This is a genomic window from Sphingopyxis sp. JAI108, assembly GCF_013410105.1.
Lineage (GTDB): Bacteria > Pseudomonadota > Alphaproteobacteria > Sphingomonadales > Sphingomonadaceae > Sphingopyxis > Sphingopyxis chilensis.
In genome coordinates, this window is record NZ_JACCCJ010000004.1 from 21,451 (window position 1) to 37,091 (window position 15,641).

At 64.8% G+C, this 15,641-nt stretch carries 15 protein-coding genes; 8 read left to right on the plus strand and 7 right to left on the minus strand.

Annotated features, from left to right (window positions below; genetic code table 11):
* Positions 1 to 1,131: a lysophospholipase gene (locus HDC29_RS16415; protein WP_257018343.1), complete on the minus strand. Its 1,131-nt coding sequence runs from the start codon at positions 1,129 to 1,131 to the stop codon at positions 1 to 3.
* A 25-nt stretch (positions 1,132 to 1,156) separates the two neighbouring features.
* On the minus strand, positions 1,157 to 2,791 hold the full coding sequence (locus HDC29_RS16420) for a long-chain-fatty-acid--CoA ligase (RefSeq protein WP_179499377.1): 1,635 nt from the start codon (positions 2,789 to 2,791) through the stop codon (positions 1,157 to 1,159).
* A 146-nt stretch (positions 2,792 to 2,937) separates the two neighbouring features.
* Between HDC29_RS16420 and HDC29_RS16425 the strand changes: the two genes are divergently transcribed.
* The gene (locus tag HDC29_RS16425; RefSeq protein ID WP_179499378.1) at positions 2,938 to 3,390 is read left to right on the plus strand and encodes a MarR family winged helix-turn-helix transcriptional regulator; all 453 of its coding nucleotides are present in this window, start codon (positions 2,938 to 2,940) and stop codon (positions 3,388 to 3,390) included.
* Here HDC29_RS16425 and HDC29_RS16430 read toward each other — a convergent pair.
* Together HDC29_RS16430 and HDC29_RS16435 are read right to left on the minus strand one after the other, a co-directional pair.
* Positions 3,387 to 3,962, minus strand: coding sequence for an NADPH-dependent FMN reductase (locus HDC29_RS16430; protein ID WP_179499379.1), 576 nt, complete (start codon positions 3,960 to 3,962; stop codon positions 3,387 to 3,389). The genes HDC29_RS16425 and HDC29_RS16430 overlap by 4 nt on opposite strands.
* A 66-nt stretch (positions 3,963 to 4,028) precedes the next feature.
* Positions 4,029 to 4,535: a MarR family winged helix-turn-helix transcriptional regulator gene (locus HDC29_RS16435; RefSeq protein ID WP_179499380.1), complete on the minus strand. Its 507-nt coding sequence runs from the start codon at positions 4,533 to 4,535 to the stop codon at positions 4,029 to 4,031.
* Positions 4,536 to 4,720: 185 nt separating this feature from the next.
* Here HDC29_RS16435 and leuD point away from each other — a divergent pair, with 185 nt between their 5' ends.
* Positions 4,721 to 5,305 (plus strand): 3-isopropylmalate dehydratase small subunit, encoded by a 585-nt coding sequence (gene leuD / locus HDC29_RS16440; RefSeq protein WP_179499381.1) that lies wholly within the window; start codon positions 4,721 to 4,723, stop codon positions 5,303 to 5,305.
* On the opposite strand, the gene leuC is transcribed toward leuD, so the two are convergent.
* On the minus strand, positions 5,302 to 6,714 hold the full coding sequence (gene leuC / locus HDC29_RS16445) for a 3-isopropylmalate dehydratase large subunit (protein WP_179499382.1): 1,413 nt from the start codon (positions 6,712 to 6,714) through the stop codon (positions 5,302 to 5,304). The genes leuD and leuC overlap by 4 nt on opposite strands.
* Before the next feature lie 384 nt (positions 6,715 to 7,098).
* Here leuC and paoA point away from each other — a divergent pair, with 384 nt between their 5' ends.
* Genes paoA through paoC form a run of 3 tightly spaced genes read left to right on the plus strand, consistent with a single transcriptional unit; the run spans position 7,099 to position 10,896 of the window.
* The gene (gene paoA / locus HDC29_RS16450) at positions 7,099 to 7,740 is read left to right on the plus strand and encodes an aldehyde dehydrogenase iron-sulfur subunit PaoA (RefSeq protein WP_179499383.1); all 642 of its coding nucleotides are present in this window, start codon (positions 7,099 to 7,101) and stop codon (positions 7,738 to 7,740) included.
* Positions 7,737 to 8,687, plus strand: coding sequence for a xanthine dehydrogenase family protein subunit M (locus HDC29_RS16455; RefSeq protein ID WP_179499384.1), 951 nt, complete (start codon positions 7,737 to 7,739; stop codon positions 8,685 to 8,687). The genes paoA and HDC29_RS16455 overlap by 4 nt, the downstream gene beginning before the upstream one ends.
* 4 nt (positions 8,688 to 8,691) lie before the next feature.
* Positions 8,692 to 10,896, plus strand: coding sequence for an aldehyde oxidoreductase molybdenum-binding subunit PaoC (paoC, locus tag HDC29_RS16460; RefSeq protein ID WP_179499385.1), 2,205 nt, complete (start codon positions 8,692 to 8,694; stop codon positions 10,894 to 10,896).
* A gap of 10 nt (positions 10,897 to 10,906) precedes the next feature.
* Here paoC and HDC29_RS16465 read toward each other — a convergent pair whose 3' ends face one another.
* Positions 10,907 to 11,485, minus strand: coding sequence for an NTP transferase domain-containing protein (locus HDC29_RS16465; protein WP_179499386.1), 579 nt, complete (start codon positions 11,483 to 11,485; stop codon positions 10,907 to 10,909).
* A 48-nt stretch (positions 11,486 to 11,533) separates the two neighbouring features.
* Between HDC29_RS16465 and HDC29_RS16470 the strand changes: the two genes are divergently transcribed.
* Positions 11,534 to 12,526: an XdhC family protein gene (locus tag HDC29_RS16470; protein ID WP_179499387.1), complete on the plus strand. Its 993-nt coding sequence runs from the start codon at positions 11,534 to 11,536 to the stop codon at positions 12,524 to 12,526.
* Positions 12,527 to 12,543: 17 nt separating this feature from the next.
* On the opposite strand, the gene HDC29_RS16475 is transcribed toward HDC29_RS16470, so the two are convergent.
* Positions 12,544 to 13,446 (minus strand): EamA family transporter, encoded by a 903-nt coding sequence (locus HDC29_RS16475; protein ID WP_179499388.1) that lies wholly within the window; start codon positions 13,444 to 13,446, stop codon positions 12,544 to 12,546.
* Positions 13,447 to 13,621: 175 nt separating this feature from the next.
* Here HDC29_RS16475 and HDC29_RS16480 point away from each other — a divergent pair, with 175 nt between their 5' ends.
* Positions 13,622 to 14,203, plus strand: a complete 582-nt coding sequence (locus HDC29_RS16480) for an ANTAR domain-containing response regulator (protein WP_179499389.1) — start codon at positions 13,622 to 13,624, stop codon at positions 14,201 to 14,203.
* On the plus strand, positions 14,200 to 15,411 hold the full coding sequence (locus HDC29_RS16485) for a CmpA/NrtA family ABC transporter substrate-binding protein (RefSeq protein ID WP_179499390.1): 1,212 nt from the start codon (positions 14,200 to 14,202) through the stop codon (positions 15,409 to 15,411). The genes HDC29_RS16480 and HDC29_RS16485 overlap by 4 nt, the downstream gene beginning before the upstream one ends.
* The last annotated feature ends 230 nt before the right edge of the window (positions 15,412 to 15,641 follow it).

Here is a 15,641-nt window from a genome sequence, read left to right on the forward strand (position 1 = left end):
TCAGAGCTTCTCCCTGACCCATGCGCCGACCAGATTGGCGGCATTCCGGCGCTCTGCGATCGAGTCCTCGAAATAATGCGCGCCGGGGATCAGTTCGAGCCTCTTGTCGCTGCTTCCAAGGAAATCGAAAATCTTGCGCGCGTCGCTCGGGAAGACGCCGGTATCGGCGGTGCCCTGAACGACGAGCGCCGGCGTGTCGTGCTTGGCGAGATGCGGTTGGCCCTGACACGGCGAGGTTTCGAGGCTCCACATGTTGAGCCAGGTCTTGATCGTGTTGGCACGGCCGATGCTCGGCGTACGGTTCGCGATTGCCGGATCGCCGCGATAGCACCAGTTGGGCTTGCGATCCGACGGGTCGATCGCCGGATCGACGCAGCGAATATCGCCCCAGCACCGGAACATCGGAAAGATGCGGTCGGGAATGCCCGCATCGTTCAGCCGCTTCAGCTCGGCCTTCGCCCAGTCGGTGATGCGCTGGTTGCGGGTGCGCTGGGCGGCGCGATATCTGGCAATGAACTCCTCCGAATAGGGCGGGCCGTTGTCGGGGTTGAACGGGTCGAGTTCAGGGTCAGTGGCGACCGGATCAGTCTCGTCGATCACCGAGGCGTCCATCCAGTCGGTAAGCACTTCGGGGCGCCCCTGATGCGCGTTGAAACTGATATAGAGGTCACCCTTCACCAGTTCCGCCAGAGCATCCTGCCCAACCGCCGGCAGCCGGTCGGTCAGCGTCGGCGCAATCGCTTCGGCCTGATAGGCGCCCATCAGCGACCCGCCGCCCGAATTGCCAAGGATAACGATCTGCTCCACGCCGGCCTCTTCTTTCAGCCACTTCATGCCGACGCCGATGTCGAGCACCGCATGTTCGAGCAGGAACTGGTCCTCGAAGCCCCGATAGCGCGTGTTCCAGCCCAGAAAGCCGAAGCCCTGCCGCGCGAACCAGGGCGCGATATAATGTTCCTTGAAATCGACATTATAATGGGTGGCGATGATCGCGACCTTCGGCCGCCTGCCTGCCTCCGTCCAGTAAATGCCCTGGCACGGATGCCCGCCCGCGTGGATGCGCGGCGCGGTCGGCGACACCCGCCCGATGAATTGCGCGTCCAGTCCCTCGATCCCGTTCGGGTCCATCATTGTCTCTCCTTTTTATGATTTTGGTTCAGCGGCTAACCTCGAAAGGCAGCTTATACCCCTCAAGCCCGGCACGGATCGCCTTCTTGTCGATCTTGCCCGTCGGTCCGAGCGGGATTTCCTCGACGAACAACACATCGTCGGGCATCCACCAGCGCGCGATCTTGCCATCGAGAAAGGATTTAAGATCGTCGGCGCAAGCGTCGCAACCGGGCTTCAACTGGCACAACAGGATCGGGCGCTCGTCCCATTTGGGATGCGCGATGCCGACGACCGCGGCGTTGGCGACCGCATCATGCCCCATCGCGATATTCTCGATCTCGATCGAGCTGATCCATTCGCCGCCCGATTTGACGACATCCTTCGCGCGGTCGGTGATCTGCATATAGCCCTCACCGTCGATCGTGCTGACGTCGCCGGTGTCGAAAAAGCCCTCGGCGTCGAGCACCTCGCCGCCCTCTCCGCCATAATAGCCGCGCGCAATCGTCGGCCCCTTGATCATCAGCCGTCCGGGTGTCTTCCCGTCATGCGGCACAGGGTTTCCGGCATCGTCGACCAATTTCATCTCGAGCCCGCAGAGCAGCCGGCCCTGTTTGAGCTTATACGACATCTGTTCGTCGTCCGACTTCGCGGCAACCGGCGCATTGGGCACCGACACGGTGCCGAGCGGCGAGGTTTCGGTCATGCCCCAGCCCTGGATGACGTCGACGCCATAATCATCGCGGAAGGTGCGGATGATCGATTCGGGGCACGCCGAGCCACCGATCGTCACGCGCTGCAGGGTCGTGAAACGCTTGCCGTTTTCCTGCATATACTGGAGCAGCATCTGCCACACGGTCGGCACCGCGGCCGAATAGGTCACGCCCTCCGCCTCGATCAGATTGTAGATCGATTCGCCGTCCATCCGCTGCCCCGGAAGCACCAGCTTTGCTCCGACCGCGGGCGCCGAATAGACGACGCCCCACGCATTGGCGTGATACATCGGCACGACGAGCAGCACCGTATCGCGCGCCGACAGGGCGAGCGCGTCGCGCTGGAGGGTCATCAGCGCGTGAATATAGTTGGAGCGGTGCGAATAGAGCACCCCCTTGGGATTACCCGTCGTGCCGCTGGTATAGCAAAGCCCGCAGGCAGCATTTTCGTCGAAGCTTCCCCAGTCATATTCCGTCGAATGCCCCGCGATCCAGTCGTCGAACGCCACCGCCGCAAAGCTCGTCCGCGGCAACGATGCCCGGTCGCAGAAGAAGATCACCTTCTCGATCGAGGGCACCTGCGGCAGCAATTGCTCCACCAGATCGGCGGTGGCAGGATCGGCGATCAGCAGCCGGTCGCCGGCGTGTTTCGCGATATAGGCGATCTGTTCGAGGAAAAGCCGCGGGTTGAGCGTGTGGAGCACCGCCCCCATCCCCGCCGCGCCATACCAGGCGGCGAGGTGCCGTGCGCCGTTCCACGCCATCGTCGCGACGCGGTCGCCCGGCTTGATGCCTTCGGCGGCAAGCGCGTTCGACACGCGCTTCGCGTCGGCGTGGATGTCGGCATAGGTGGAACGGGTGACGCGCCCTTCGGCATCGCGCGACACGATCTCGCGCGAGCCGTGCCAGTTCGCCGCATGGTCGATGATCCGGTCGACCGTCAGCGGCACATTCTGCATCAATCCGTCCATGCGGTCCTCTCTCCCCAATTGTTGCAATAGATAGTATACTAAGTATTTTGCCTTTGCAACGCCGCTCAGCCTTGCTTCGCCCGCATCGCTCTTCTAGCGTGACGCCGTCGGCACCCCGCCGGCAACAGGGGCAAACATAGCGTCATATGCGCACCAACCAGCTTATCATCGCGCTGTTCCAACGGTTCTGCTGGCTCGACGAGGGGCTACAGGCGCGGCTCCACGATCATGGCTGGCCCGACGTCAACCGCCCCCAATCGATGGTGATGACCAACATCGTCAGCGGCATCGTCCGACCGTCGGACATCGCGCGCAACCTGGGCGTATCGCGACAGGCAATTCACAGCACGATCAACCAGATGGTGAAGCTCGGCATCGTTCAGCTCGAGATCGATCCCGGCGATCGCCGTCACATGGTCGTGTCGCTGACCGACCTTGGCGCGCGCATGCGCAAGGATGCGCAGCGTTCGATGGATGCGCTCACCGCGCAGATCGCCGCCCGCCTCGGCCAGGACAAGTTCGACGCGCTGCTTACGGCGCTCGAGGCCGACTGGGGCGACAATATCGCGCGCGCGCCGGCCACTTCGCGCAATCGCTAGGCTGCAAGCGCCTTCGCGACGGCGATCAGCCGCCCCGCCGTCATGTCGACGAGCGAAGCCGGCAACGTCTCTTTGAGGCTACCATCCTCGGCAAAGGCGGCGTGCGCGTTGGGGACGACGACCTGCTCGGGGATCACGATCATCTGGATCGTCGACAATATCTGGCGCAGATGCATCAGCCCGCGCAACCCGCCGAACGGGCTGACCGACGCCGACATGATCGCCGCAGCCTTGCCGCGATAGGCGGTCAGCGCGACAAGCCCCTCGTCGCCGGTCGGCCGCGATGCCCAGTCGATGGCATTCTTGAGCAGCGGCGACAGCGAGCCATTATATTCTGGCGACACGAACAAGAGCCCGTCCTGCGTGGCAAACACATCCTTGAGCTTCACCGCCCCGGCCGGAAAAGCATTCGCTTCAAGGGCCGCCGAATAGAGCGGCAAGTCGAACGCCGCGAGATCAACCCGCGTAACACGCGCGCCCTGCGCCTCCAAGCTTGCCGCGGCGAGTTCGCCCAGGGCGCGATTGAAGGACCCTTCGCGGGTGCTACCGACGATGACGGCGATGCTGGTCATTTTCCCTCCCGGACACAATAGTTAGAATACTAACCTATTGCGGCGCGGGAAAGCAAGGGCAAGCGATCAGGCCTTGATGTCCGACAGCACGGACAGCTTGCGCGTTTCGTCCGCGAGATTATCGATCACGCGGCGCATCAACCCCTGCAGCACCTCGACCTCCTCGTCGCTCATGCCCTTGGTGGCGATCTCGTGAATCTCGGCGTTCATCGGCGCAAGGATCAGTTCGAGCTTCTTGGCGTGCGGGGTCAGGTAGATGAAGGTTTTCCGCCGATCATCGGTCGTTTTCTTGCGCGTGATCAGTCCGGCCTTTTCGAGCCCCTTCAGCGCCACGACCGTCGTCGGCTCACGCATGCCGACGCGTTCGCTGAGTTCACGCTGGGTAATACCGTCCTCGCGCCATAGCTGGCGCAGGAAACGCCACTGCCCCGCCGACACGTCATGCGTCAGCGTGCGGCGCTCGAGCAACCGTGAAAAGGAACGAAAGACGACGCGCGCCAGATAGCCGATGCTGTTTTCAGGATCGGTATAATATTCGGCGGGATGCCGATAATCCTGTGTTTTCTTCGCCAAAACCCTGCTCCCCTGTCGCGGCGCCGCAACGCCGGTCCGCGCCGGGATAAATCTTAGGACGCGAAGGTTCACGCGGCAACCATCTTCGTCGCCACCTTGCATCCGGTTGCCGTTCCAACTTCGCGATAATGTTGGACAAGATTCGCCAATCAATATACTTAGAATACTAAGCTAATGGAGGCGGTGTGCAAAAATTCATTCGGGTGAAAGCGGTCGCGGCACCGCTAGCGCTGGTCAATGTCGACACCGACATGGTCATTCCGGCGCAATATATGAAGGCGCTGACGCGTTCGGGCCTCGGCCAGCATCTGTTTCGCGAGCTACGGTTCGACGAAACCGGCCGCGAACGCACGGATTTCATCCTCAACCGGCCCGCGTGCCGCAACGCGCAGATTTTGGTGGCCGATCGCAATTTCGGGTGCGGATCGTCGCGCGAACATGCGGTTTGGGCATTGACCGATTTCGGTATTCGCTGCGTCATCGCGCCTAGTTTCGGTGACATCTTCGCGGGCAATGCGCGCAAGAACGGGCTGCTGCTGATCCGCTTGCCCGACGAACGCTGCGCGCGTCTTCGCAGCGCGCTCGAAAATGCGCAATATGCGCCCATCGAAGTCGACCTCGAAGCGCAGCGCATCCGCCTTGCCTCCGGCGAGACGATCGCTTTCGATATCGACCCCGTCGACCGCCACGTTCTGATGGAGGGGCTCGACGATATCGACCGCACGCTGCGCCACGCCGACGCCATCGCACGGTTCGAGGCGTCGACCTAGTCGAGCATCGCCGGCGACGCGATTACGCCAGCAATCGCACTCGCCGCCGCGAGCGCCGGACTCATCAGGTGCGTGCGCCCGCCGCGCCCCTGCCGGTTCTCGAAATTACGGTTGGACGTCGCGGCGCAGCGCTCGCCGGACCGGAGCCGGTCGGCGTTCATGCCGACGCACATCGAACAGCCGGGCTCGCGCCAGTCGAACCCCGCGGCGCGGAGCGTATCGGCGATGCCCTCTTCCTCGGCCTGTTTTTTGACCAGCCCCGATCCCGGCACGACCATCGCCCGGATGTGCGGCGCGACACGGCGGCCGCGCACGACGTCCGCCACGACGCGCAAATCCTCGATCCGGCTGTTGGTACAACTGCCGATGAATATGCGGTCGAGCCGCTGACCGGCGATCGATGCCCCCGGCGCCAGATCCATATATACGAGCGCGCGTGCCGCGGCGGCGCGCGCGTCGGGATCGTCGAGCGTAGCGGGATCGGGAACGGGATCGTCGATCGCGACGACCTGCGACGGGTTGGTCCCCCAGGTGACCATCGGCCGCACCTCTCGCGCATCGATTTGCAACTCGCGGTCGAATGCCGCTCCGACATCGCTTGCCAACGCCGCCCAGCGGGCCAGGCCCTCCTCCCATGCCTCGCCGCTCGGCGCCGCCGGTCGGCCCTGCAGATAGGCGATGGTCGCCGCATCGGGCGCGACCAGCCCGGCGCGCGCGCCCATCTCGATGCTCAGGTTGCACAGCGTCATCCGCGCCTCCATCGATAGCAGGCGGACCGTCTGCCCGGCATATTCGATGACATGTCCCGTGGCGCCATCGACCCCGATCCGGCGAAGCAGGTGCAGCGCGAGGTCCTTCGCATGGATATCCGGCGCGAGCATGCCGTCGATCGTCACGCGCATATTGCGCGAGCGACGCTGGCGGATCATCTGCGTCGCCAGCACATGTTCGACCTCCGACGTTCCGATTCCGAACGCGAGCGCACCGAACGCCCCGTGCGTCGAGGTATGGCTGTCGCCGCACACGATCGTCATTCCGGGTTGCGAGCGCCCCTGCTCGGGACCGACGACATGGACGATGCCGCCGCGTGGGTCGCCCATCGGAAAATTCTCGATCCCGAAGTGCCGCGTGTTCTCGACCAATGCCTCGAGTTGCGCCCGCGCCTCGCTGTCGGCAACCGCGGCAGGCCCCGCCGCCTGCCCCGTCGTCGGAACATTATGGTCCGACAGGGCCAGCGCGCGCTCGGGACGCCGAACCGCCCGCCCCGCCGCCGCGAGCCCGGCGAAGGCCTGCGGCGAGGTCACCTCGTGCAAAAGATGCAGGTCGATATACAGCAAGGTCTCGCCGTCATCCTCCGCCACCGCGTGCGCGTCCCATATCTTGTCGTAAAGCGTGCGCGGCCCCGTCACGGTGTCCCCATCATTGTTTTCGGCCTCCGATACCGACCCGATGCGCAGCGACCTCGCGTAGCTTCATTTCAGTTGCCATTTTGCTTAGTATACTAACTATATAGCATGATTCTTCTCACGGCAAGCGGCGTTTACGGCTGGGAGGACGAATCGGGGCCGAACCGGTTTTCGAGTCACCTCATCAGCCCCTTCCGCAAATCGCGAGGAACCGGGTTTAAACTTATTGAAGCAAGCGATTGCTCCTCACGCCCCCCCTGTGATACGCTTTGACGATAACCATAAATTGTTGTGGGTCCGGCAACGCACCGGTCCATCAGGTATCGATATACCAAGGCTTCGCGGGGACTGCAGTCCGCGAGCATTGACGATGATCGGGGACAGAGCATGGCAACAGCGGACGAGTTTCCTATTTCGCGGCGCGGCATTCTGATCGGCGGGGCCGCCTCGGTCGCCACGGTGGGCATTATCCCTCCGTCGACCGCTGCGCCCGCCTCCGCCAGCTCCGATCGACCGCCGACTGCCCGCGTTCGTCTCGACGTCAATGGCGCGGCGCGCGACCTCGAACTCGATACGCGGACGTCGTTGCTCGACGCGCTGCGCGAGCATCTCCATCTCGCCGGCACCAAAAAAGGCTGCGATCACGGCCAGTGCGGCGCGTGCACCGTCATCGCCGACGGGCGGCGCATCAACAGCTGCCTGACACTCGCGGTCATGCACGACGGGGAGAAGATCACCACGATCGAGGGCCTCGGCACACCCGACAAGATGCACGCGATGCAAGAGGCGTTTGTCGTCCACGACGGCTTTCAATGCGGCTATTGCACGCCGGGCCAGATCTGCTCGGCGGTCGCGGTGCTCGACGAGATCGAGGCCGGCATCCCCAGCCATGTCACCGCCGACCTGAATGCAGCACCCCCGTTGACCGCGACCGAGATCCGCGAGCGGATGAGCGGCAATATCTGCCGCTGCGGCGCCTATTCGAATATCATCGCGGCGATAACCGACGTGGCGGGAGTGAAGGCATGAAGAGCTTCACCTATGAGCGGGTCGACACGCCTGCTGCCGCCACCGCCGCCTTCGCGCGGACCAAGGGTTCGCGTTTCATCGCCGGCGGCACCAATCTCCTCGACCTGATGAAGCTCGAGATCGAAACACCCGGACATCTGATCGACATCAGCCGCCTCGCGCTCGACAAGATCGAGCCGACCCCCGAGGGCGGGCTGCGCATCGGCGCGATGGTGCGCAACACCGACCTTGCCGCCGACGCACGGATCCGCCGCGATTACGGTCTCGTCTCACGCGCGCTGGTCGCCGGCGCCTCGGGACAGCTCCGCAACAAGGCAACAACAGCGGGCAATCTGCTTCAGCGGACACGCTGTCCTTATTTCTACGACACCAACCAGCCGTGCAACAAACGCCAACCGGGCAGCGGCTGCGCCGCGATCGGCGGCTTCAACCGGACGCTCGCTATCATCGATGCCAGCGAAGCGTGCATCGCGACGCATCCGAGCGACATGGCGGTGGCAATGCGCGCGCTCGATGCCAGCGTGGAAGCGATGAGCGCCGAAGGAAGGACGCGCGCCATCCCTCTCGGCGATTTCTATCGCGCGCCGGGCAAAACCCCGCATCTTGAAACGGTGTTGGCACCCGGCGAACTGATTACTGCGGTGACCTTGCCCAAACCGATCGGCGGCACGCATCTCTATCACAAGGTACGCGACCGCGCCTCCTATGCCTTCGCGCTGATCTCGGTCGGGCTGGTTGTACAAGAGGACGGCACCGGGCGCGTCGCGCTCGGCGGCGTCGCCTACAAGCCATGGCGGATCGAGGCGGCGGAGGCCGAGCTGCCGCGCGGTTCGAAAGCAGTCACCGCGAAGTTGCTCGCGGGCGCCAAGACCACGCACGAAAATGCCTATAAGCTGCCCCTGGTCGAGCGCACGCTCGCCGGCGTGCTGGCGCAAGCGAAAGGCTGAGCCGATGAAATTCGACACCCCCGCAACCACCAACCCGATCGACCAGCTCAAAGTCGTCGGCAAACCCACCGACCGCATCGAGGGGCCGCTCAAGACGACGGGCACCGCCCCCTATGCCTATGAACATCAGGATTTCGCCGCGACGCAGGCCTATGGCTATGTCGTCGGCTCGGCGATCGCCAAGGGCCGCATTTCGTCGATGAACCTCGACGCGGCGCGCGCCGCGCCGGGCGTTCTCGCGATCGTTACCGCTGCCAATGCGGGTAAGCTCGACAAGGGGAATTTCAACACAGCAAAGCTGCTCGGCGGCCCCGACATCCAGCATTATCATCAGGCGATTGCCCTCATCGTCGCCGAGACTTTCGAACAAGCGCGCGCCGCCGCGTCGCTCGTCCGCGTCGAATATGTCCGAGGCAAAGGTGCATATGATCTTGCCGCCGCGCTCGACACCGCCGTGACGCCGCCCACCGTGTTCGGTACCGCACCGGATACCAGCATCGGCGACTTCGCCGCCGCTTTCGCTGCGGCGCCGGTGCAGTTCGACGAACGCTACACCACCCCCGATCACACGCATGCGATGATGGAGCCGCACGCCTCGATCGCGAACTGGGATGGCGACAAGTTGACGCTCTGGACCTCGAATCAGATGATTGCGTGGTCGGTCGGCGATGTCGCCAAGACGTTGGGCATTGCAAAGGAGAATGTCCGGCTCGTCTCGCCCTATATCGGTGGAGGTTTCGGCGGCAAATTGTTCGTGCGTACGGACGCGATCCTTGCGGCCTTGGGCGCCAGGGCGACGAAACGTCCCGTAAAGGTGGCCCTGTCGCGCCCGCTGATGATCAACAACACGACGCACCGCCCCGCCACGATCCAGCGCATCCGGCTCGGCGCGACCCCCGATGGAAAGATAACTGCGATCGGTCACGAAAGCTGGTCCGGCGATCTGCCCGGCGGCGGCCCCGAAGTCGCGGTGGCTCAGACGCGGCTGCTCTACGCGGGGGCAAATCGCATGACCGCCATGCGCCTCGCCGCACTCGACCTGCCCGAAGGCAATGCGATGCGCGCGCCCGGCGAGGCCCCGGGCCTCATGGCGCTCGAAATCGCGATGGACGAAATGGCGGAAAAGCTGGGCATCGACCCGGTGGAATTCCGCATCCTCAACGATACCCAAGTCGATCCCGAAAAACCCGACCGACCCTTTTCCCAGCGCCGGCTCAACGAATGCCTGAAAACCGGTGCCGAGAAATTCGGCTGGAGCAAGCGCGCGAAACCCGGCGTGATGCGCAACGGGCGCTGGCTCGTCGGCATGGGCGTCGCCGCGGCGTTCCGCAACAATCTCAACGAAAAGTCGGCGGCACGCGCGCGGCTCGATGCGTCGGGCATCGTCACCATCGAAACCGACATGACCGATATCGGGACCGGCAGCTACACGATCATCGCACAGACCGCCGCCGAAATGATGGGTGTCCCGCTCGACCGCGTCGTGGTGAAGCTCGGGGATTCCAGCTTCCCCGTCTCGGCCGGTTCGGGCGGGCAATGGGGCGCGAACAGCTCGACCGCGGGCGTCTATGCCGCCTGCGCGAAGCTGCGCGAGGCGGTGGCGCAAAAGCTTGGCGTGGCCTCCGCCGATGCCATCTTTGCCAATAGCAAGGTCACGGCAGGTCGGCGCAGCTTCGCGCTCGGCGACGCCGCGAAGGACGGCGGGATCGTCGTCGAGGACATCATGGAATATGGCGACCTCGCCGAGAAGTTCCAACAATCGACCTTCGGCGCGCATTTCGCCGAGGTCGGCGTCGACGCGATGACGGGTGAAATCCGCGTCCGGCGGATGCTCGCGGTGTGCGCGGCGGGGCGCATCCTCAACCCCAAGGCGGCGCGCAGCCAGGTCATCGGCGCGATGACGATGGGCGCGGGTGCGGCGCTGATGGAGGAACTCGCTGTCGACAAGCGCTTCGGCTTTTTCGTCAACCACGACCTCGCCGGCTATGAAGTGCCGGTCCACGCCGACATTCCCCATCAGGAAGTGATCTTCCTCGACGAAACCGATCCGACAACCTCGCCGATGAAGGCAAAGGGCGTCGGCGAACTCGGCATCTGCGGTGTCGCCGCAGCCGTCGCAAACGCGGTTTACAATGCGACGGGCGCGCGCGTGCGGAGCTATCCGATCACGCTCGACAAATTTATCGATCGCCTGCCGGACATCGCATGACACCGGCGCATCAGCCCGGCGGCAGGTCGGTCCGCCGGTCGATGTCGGCGAGCTCATCCGATGGCGCGGGAACGAGTTTTGCCGCGGTCAGAAGCATCCGCCCGCCCTGGTCGCCGCTCATCCCTTCGAGCGCCGCGAACGTCGAGCGCGCCAACATGGCGGGCGGCATCGGCACCCCCTCTCGGCTCGACGCCACGACTGGCGCCGTTTCGGGATCGAAGGCGGCCAGCAAAGCTCGCAGGTGCGGCAAACGGACGAACGGCATGTCGGCAAGGCAAAGCAGCGCGGCTCGTTCGGGGCCGGCGCGAACCGCACCGATGCCGAGCCGCAGCGATTCGGAAAGCCCGCGCCCGGGGTGTGGGTTCGGCCATATTTCAAAACCCTGTTCGGCCAACAGTTCGGCGAGCGCCCCGTCGCGGTCCGGGCAAATCGCGACCAGCCGCGCCGGTGCGAGTTCGATCACGGTCCGGGCCGCATGCAGCGCGAGCGGCATATCGCCGAGCGGCGCCAGCAACTTGTCGTCGGCACCGAAGCGGCTCGACCGGCCCGCGGCGAGGAAAATGGCGGCGACAGCGCCGGGGTCGATCATCGCAGCTTCTCCTGCCCTGCACGGCCACGCATCCTCCTGTCCGGCAAAATGACCGCGCTGGCAATCTCTCCAGCCGATATTCTGCATTTCGCCCATAAACATGCGGGCGCAGGCGTGGTGCTCGTCACTTTGGTCGGGATCGCAGGATCGTCGCCGCGCGCGCTTGGCGCCCAGATGGCAGTAGCGGCGGACGGCGATTATCGCGGCTCCTTTTCAGGCGGCTGCATCGAGGCCGCGATCGTCGCCGAAGCGCTCGCGGTGCTCGACGACGGGGAAACGCGGATGGTCCGCTTCGGCGCGGGGTCGCCCTATATCGACATCCGCCTGCCCTGCGGAGGCGGCATCGACCTGTTGTTCACCCCGCGCCCCGATGCGGCGGCGCTGGGCGCCATTCTGGCTGTGCTGGACAAGCGCGAACCCGCCGCGATGCGGCTTTCGCGCCATGGAATATGCGTAGCAGGACCGGCTACCATCGAAACGGGATGGCACGGCGACGAATTCGGCGTCACCTATTCTCCGCGCGTCCGTATCCTTGCGATGGGGCACGGCGACGCGTTGACCGCGACCGCGCGACTTGCCCATTATTTCGGGGCCGAAACTCGCGCATTCTCGCCTTCGAAGGACGATGTGACCGCCCTGTCGGCAGAGGGGATCGCCGCGACGTTGCTCGACAGCCGCTCGCGTACCCCCATGATCGAGGCCGATCGGTGGACCGCCTTTGCCTTTCTGTTCCACGACCATGACTGGGAGGAAATGCTGCTGCCTTGGGCGCTGCGCCAGCCCCATCTCTTCGTCGGGGCGATCGGCGGGCGGCAGAGCCGCACGGACCGGATTGCGATGTTGCGCAGCCATGGACTGTCAGCCGCGACACTGACCCGTTTCAGCATGCCCGCCGGCCTTATCCCTCAGGCGCGCGACCCGGCGACACTCGCGCTGTCGGTAGTTTCCGAAATCATCGGCGCTTATCACTGCATCGAACGGGACGTCCAAATCGCGCGGCACAAAGAGGAAGGCGTCGACGATCCGTTGCTGCCGGTCTGAACCGCACCGGCGCCGAGCTATCTGCTGTCAAAGGGCGGCTCCGCGGCCGGGAATTCGCCCGCCCCTTTCGCGGTGCCGATCGATGACAAGACAATCAGTCCGATCGCGACCCATTGCGTGAAGGACAGCAATTCGCCGAGCAGGAAAAAGCCCATCAGCGCCCCAACCGCGGGTTCGGCGCTGAGCAGCGTTCCAAAGCTGTTGGACGGCAGGCGGCGCAGCGCGACCATTTCGAAGCCATAGGGTATCGCGCTCGACACAAGGCCGACGACGAGGCCCAGCGCCAATATCTCCGGCTGGAGCAGTTCGGCGCCGGCGTGGATGATACCCACCGGCGCGACGACGAGGGCCGCGACGATCGTGCCGCCCGCTGCGGCGGCCGGCCCGTGCTGCGCCCCCGCGCGTTTGCCGAGCAATATATAGGCGGCCCAGCAGAGGCCCGCGAACAGCGCCAACGCAACGCCCCGCCAGTCGATATGCGCCGTGCCCGCACGAATCGGCAACAAGAGAAACAGGCCGAACACCGCGATCCCGATCCAGAGAAAATCCGCGCGCCGGCGCGAGGTCAGCACTGCGACGCCGAGCGGGCCGATGAATTCGATCGCAATCGCGATGCCGAGCGGAATATAGCTCAGCGCGCTATAGAAGCTGAGGTTCATCGCGCCGAGCACGACGCCATAGGCGAGGATCGACCGCCACCCCTCGCGATAGTTCAGCCGCCACGGACGAAGCACCGCCGACAGCAGGATCGCGCCAAAGATCAAGCGCAGCGCCGTGGTTCCCGCCGGCCCAACCAGCGGGAACAGCCCCTTTGCCATCGCTGCGCCCCCGGTCACCGAAACGAGCGACAGAAACAGCGCGCCCAGTGCGAGCAAATCGATTTTCCCGCTGGCGCGGTTCGGGGCGGCGGGGACGGTCATCGGCGCCCGTCGTTGGACAAGGCCGGATCATTTCGCAAGATGTGATCGGTATGAGCGCTGGCCCGATACCGTTTCCGTAATGAAAATGTCCGGATCGCGCTATCCAGCTATTCTTTTCGCGCCTGCAACACGATGAAGCTGGAAGATTCGAACGTCGCCGCGTAAGGCGCGGGCCATGAGGATCGCGATCATCGATACCAGCACGACGCGGGCGGCCATCATTTCCGACGGCCTGCGCGAGGCGGGACTCGATGATCTCGTGCTGATCGACCCCGCCGGCGCGCTCGCCCGCCAGATCGAGGCGGCGCAGCCCGAGGTCGTCCTGATCAACCTTGAGAACCCAAGCCGCGACCTGCTCGAGGATTTCTTCGCGATGTCGCGTGCGCTGGCGCGGCCGATCGCGATGTTCGTCGACCAGAGCGACGCCGAAGCGACCGGTGCGGCGATCGACGCGGGGGTGTCGGCCTATGTCGTCGATGGCCTGTCGAAGCAGCGAATCAAGCCGGTCATCGACCTTGCGGTGCGCCGCTTCCAAGCCTTTTCGCGGCTTCAGCGCGAGCTCGACGAAGCGAAAAACGCCTTGGCCGAACGCGCGACCATCGACAAGGCCAAGGCGATCCTGATGAAGCGGCGTCAGGTCGACGAGCCTGCCGCCTATGCGTTGCTCCGCGGCCAGGCGATGCGGACCAATCGCCGGATTTCCGAAATCGCCGAGGCGATCGTGACCAGCGAAGCATTGATGGGAGACATGGAATGACCAGCGATCGCTTCCGCATCGGTTTCCTGCCGCTCGTCGACGCCGCCTTGCCGATCCTGGCGCACGAAATGGGATTCGCCGCCCGCGAGGGCGTGCAGATCGAACTCGTCCGCGACATGACCTGGGCGACGGTACGCGACCGGCTGCTTTATGGTCACACCGATGCGGCGCATATGATCGCGCCGCTCGCGATCGCGACCACGCTTGGCCGCGACCGACCTTCAGTGCCGCTCGCGGTGCCGTTCGTGCTCGGCCTCAACGGCAATGCGGTGACTTTTTCAACCCCGCTCGCCAGCGAGGCGGGCCTCGGCGACGCGCTCGGCGACCCGGCGAAGACCGGCGCGGCGCTGCGGGTGATCGCGGCGGCGCGCAAGGCGGCGGGCAAGCGGCTGCGCTTCGGCGTCGTGCACCGCTATTCGAGCCATAATTATATGCTGCGGTACTGGCTGGCGGGCGTTGGCATCCAGCCCGATGTCGATGTCGAGATCGTCGTAACCAGCCCGCCCTTTGCCGCCGATGCGCTCGCGGCGGGCGAGGTCGACGGGATCTGCGTCGGCGAGCCGTGGAACTCTATCGCCGTCGATCGCGGCGTCGGCCATATCGCGCTTGCGACGGCGCAGATCTGGCGGCGCGGAGTCGAGAAAGTGCTCGCGATGCGCGCAACGACCCTCGACGAGCGACGCGATACGGTCGAGGCCCTCGTCCGAGCGTTGCACGCGGCAGCCGCACATTTCGTCGAACCCGACGCGGTCGAGGCGAGCGCGGAAATATTGGCGCGGCCCGAATATCTCGATGCGCCGCGCGACGCCGTGCTCCGCGCGATCACCGACCGGATCCGGCTCGCTCCGGGCGGCGAACCGATCCACTATCCCGACTTCATGTTCCAGTATCGCGAGGCTGCGAATTTCCCCTGGCGCAGTCAGGCGGCGTGGCTCTATTCGCAAATGGTCCGCTGGGATTTCATGACCTTCGATCCGGTGCAGGCGGCCGCGGCGGGGAACGTGTTCCGGCCCGATGTCTACCGCAGCGCGCTGGCGGGTTCGGGTGCGCCCCTGCCCGGCGCGAGTTCGAAGCTCGAGGGCGGGCTCGACGAACCGATCGGCGCCGGCTCGACGCAGGGCCGCCTGACGCTCGGCAGCGACCGTTTCTTTGACGGCCGCGCCTTCGATCCCGACGATATCGAGACCTATCTCTCTGACCTTCCCTGATTTTCCTGTATTCATCATTTTTTGCTGCACCTGCGAAAAGAAGGCTTGCGGCAATCCGGCGAATCAGGCAGTCTAAACGCACTCGGCAAGGCTGCCGGGGCAGGACAAGGCGGCGGCGGCTCCAACGAGGGGGCCGAACCGCAGGCGGACGGGGAGCCTTTTCCCCGAAATCCCACAGGCAATGAAGCCGTCAGGATGCGCCCGCGTGGCCGCCGTCCTGGCGGCTTTTT

Excerpts from the sequence above, each read along its gene's own strand:
- HDC29_RS16470 (WP_179499387.1), top strand. The coding sequence starts at position 11,534 with ATGACCGCGCTGGCAATCTCTCCAGCCGATATTCTGCATTTCGCCCAT.
- HDC29_RS16415 (WP_257018343.1), bottom strand. The coding sequence starts at position 1,131 with ATGATGGACCCGAACGGGATCGAGGGACTGGACGCGCAATTCATCGGG.
- HDC29_RS16430 (WP_179499379.1), bottom strand. The coding sequence starts at position 3,962 with ATGACCAGCATCGCCGTCATCGTCGGTAGCACCCGCGAAGGGTCCTTC.
- HDC29_RS16420 (WP_179499377.1), bottom strand. The coding sequence starts at position 2,791 with ATGGACGGATTGATGCAGAATGTGCCGCTGACGGTCGACCGGATCATC.
- HDC29_RS16475 (WP_179499388.1), bottom strand. The coding sequence starts at position 13,446 with ATGACCGTCCCCGCCGCCCCGAACCGCGCCAGCGGGAAAATCGATTTG.
- HDC29_RS16480 (WP_179499389.1), top strand. The coding sequence starts at position 13,622 with ATGAGGATCGCGATCATCGATACCAGCACGACGCGGGCGGCCATCATT.
- HDC29_RS16425 (WP_179499378.1), top strand. The coding sequence starts at position 2,938 with ATGCGCACCAACCAGCTTATCATCGCGCTGTTCCAACGGTTCTGCTGG.
- HDC29_RS16485 (WP_179499390.1), top strand. The coding sequence starts at position 14,200 with ATGACCAGCGATCGCTTCCGCATCGGTTTCCTGCCGCTCGTCGACGCC.
- HDC29_RS16465 (WP_179499386.1), bottom strand. The coding sequence starts at position 11,485 with ATGATCGACCCCGGCGCTGTCGCCGCCATTTTCCTCGCCGCGGGCCGG.
- paoA (WP_179499383.1), top strand. The coding sequence starts at position 7,099 with ATGGCAACAGCGGACGAGTTTCCTATTTCGCGGCGCGGCATTCTGATC.
- paoC (WP_179499385.1), top strand. The coding sequence starts at position 8,692 with ATGAAATTCGACACCCCCGCAACCACCAACCCGATCGACCAGCTCAAA.
- HDC29_RS16455 (WP_179499384.1), top strand. The coding sequence starts at position 7,737 with ATGAAGAGCTTCACCTATGAGCGGGTCGACACGCCTGCTGCCGCCACC.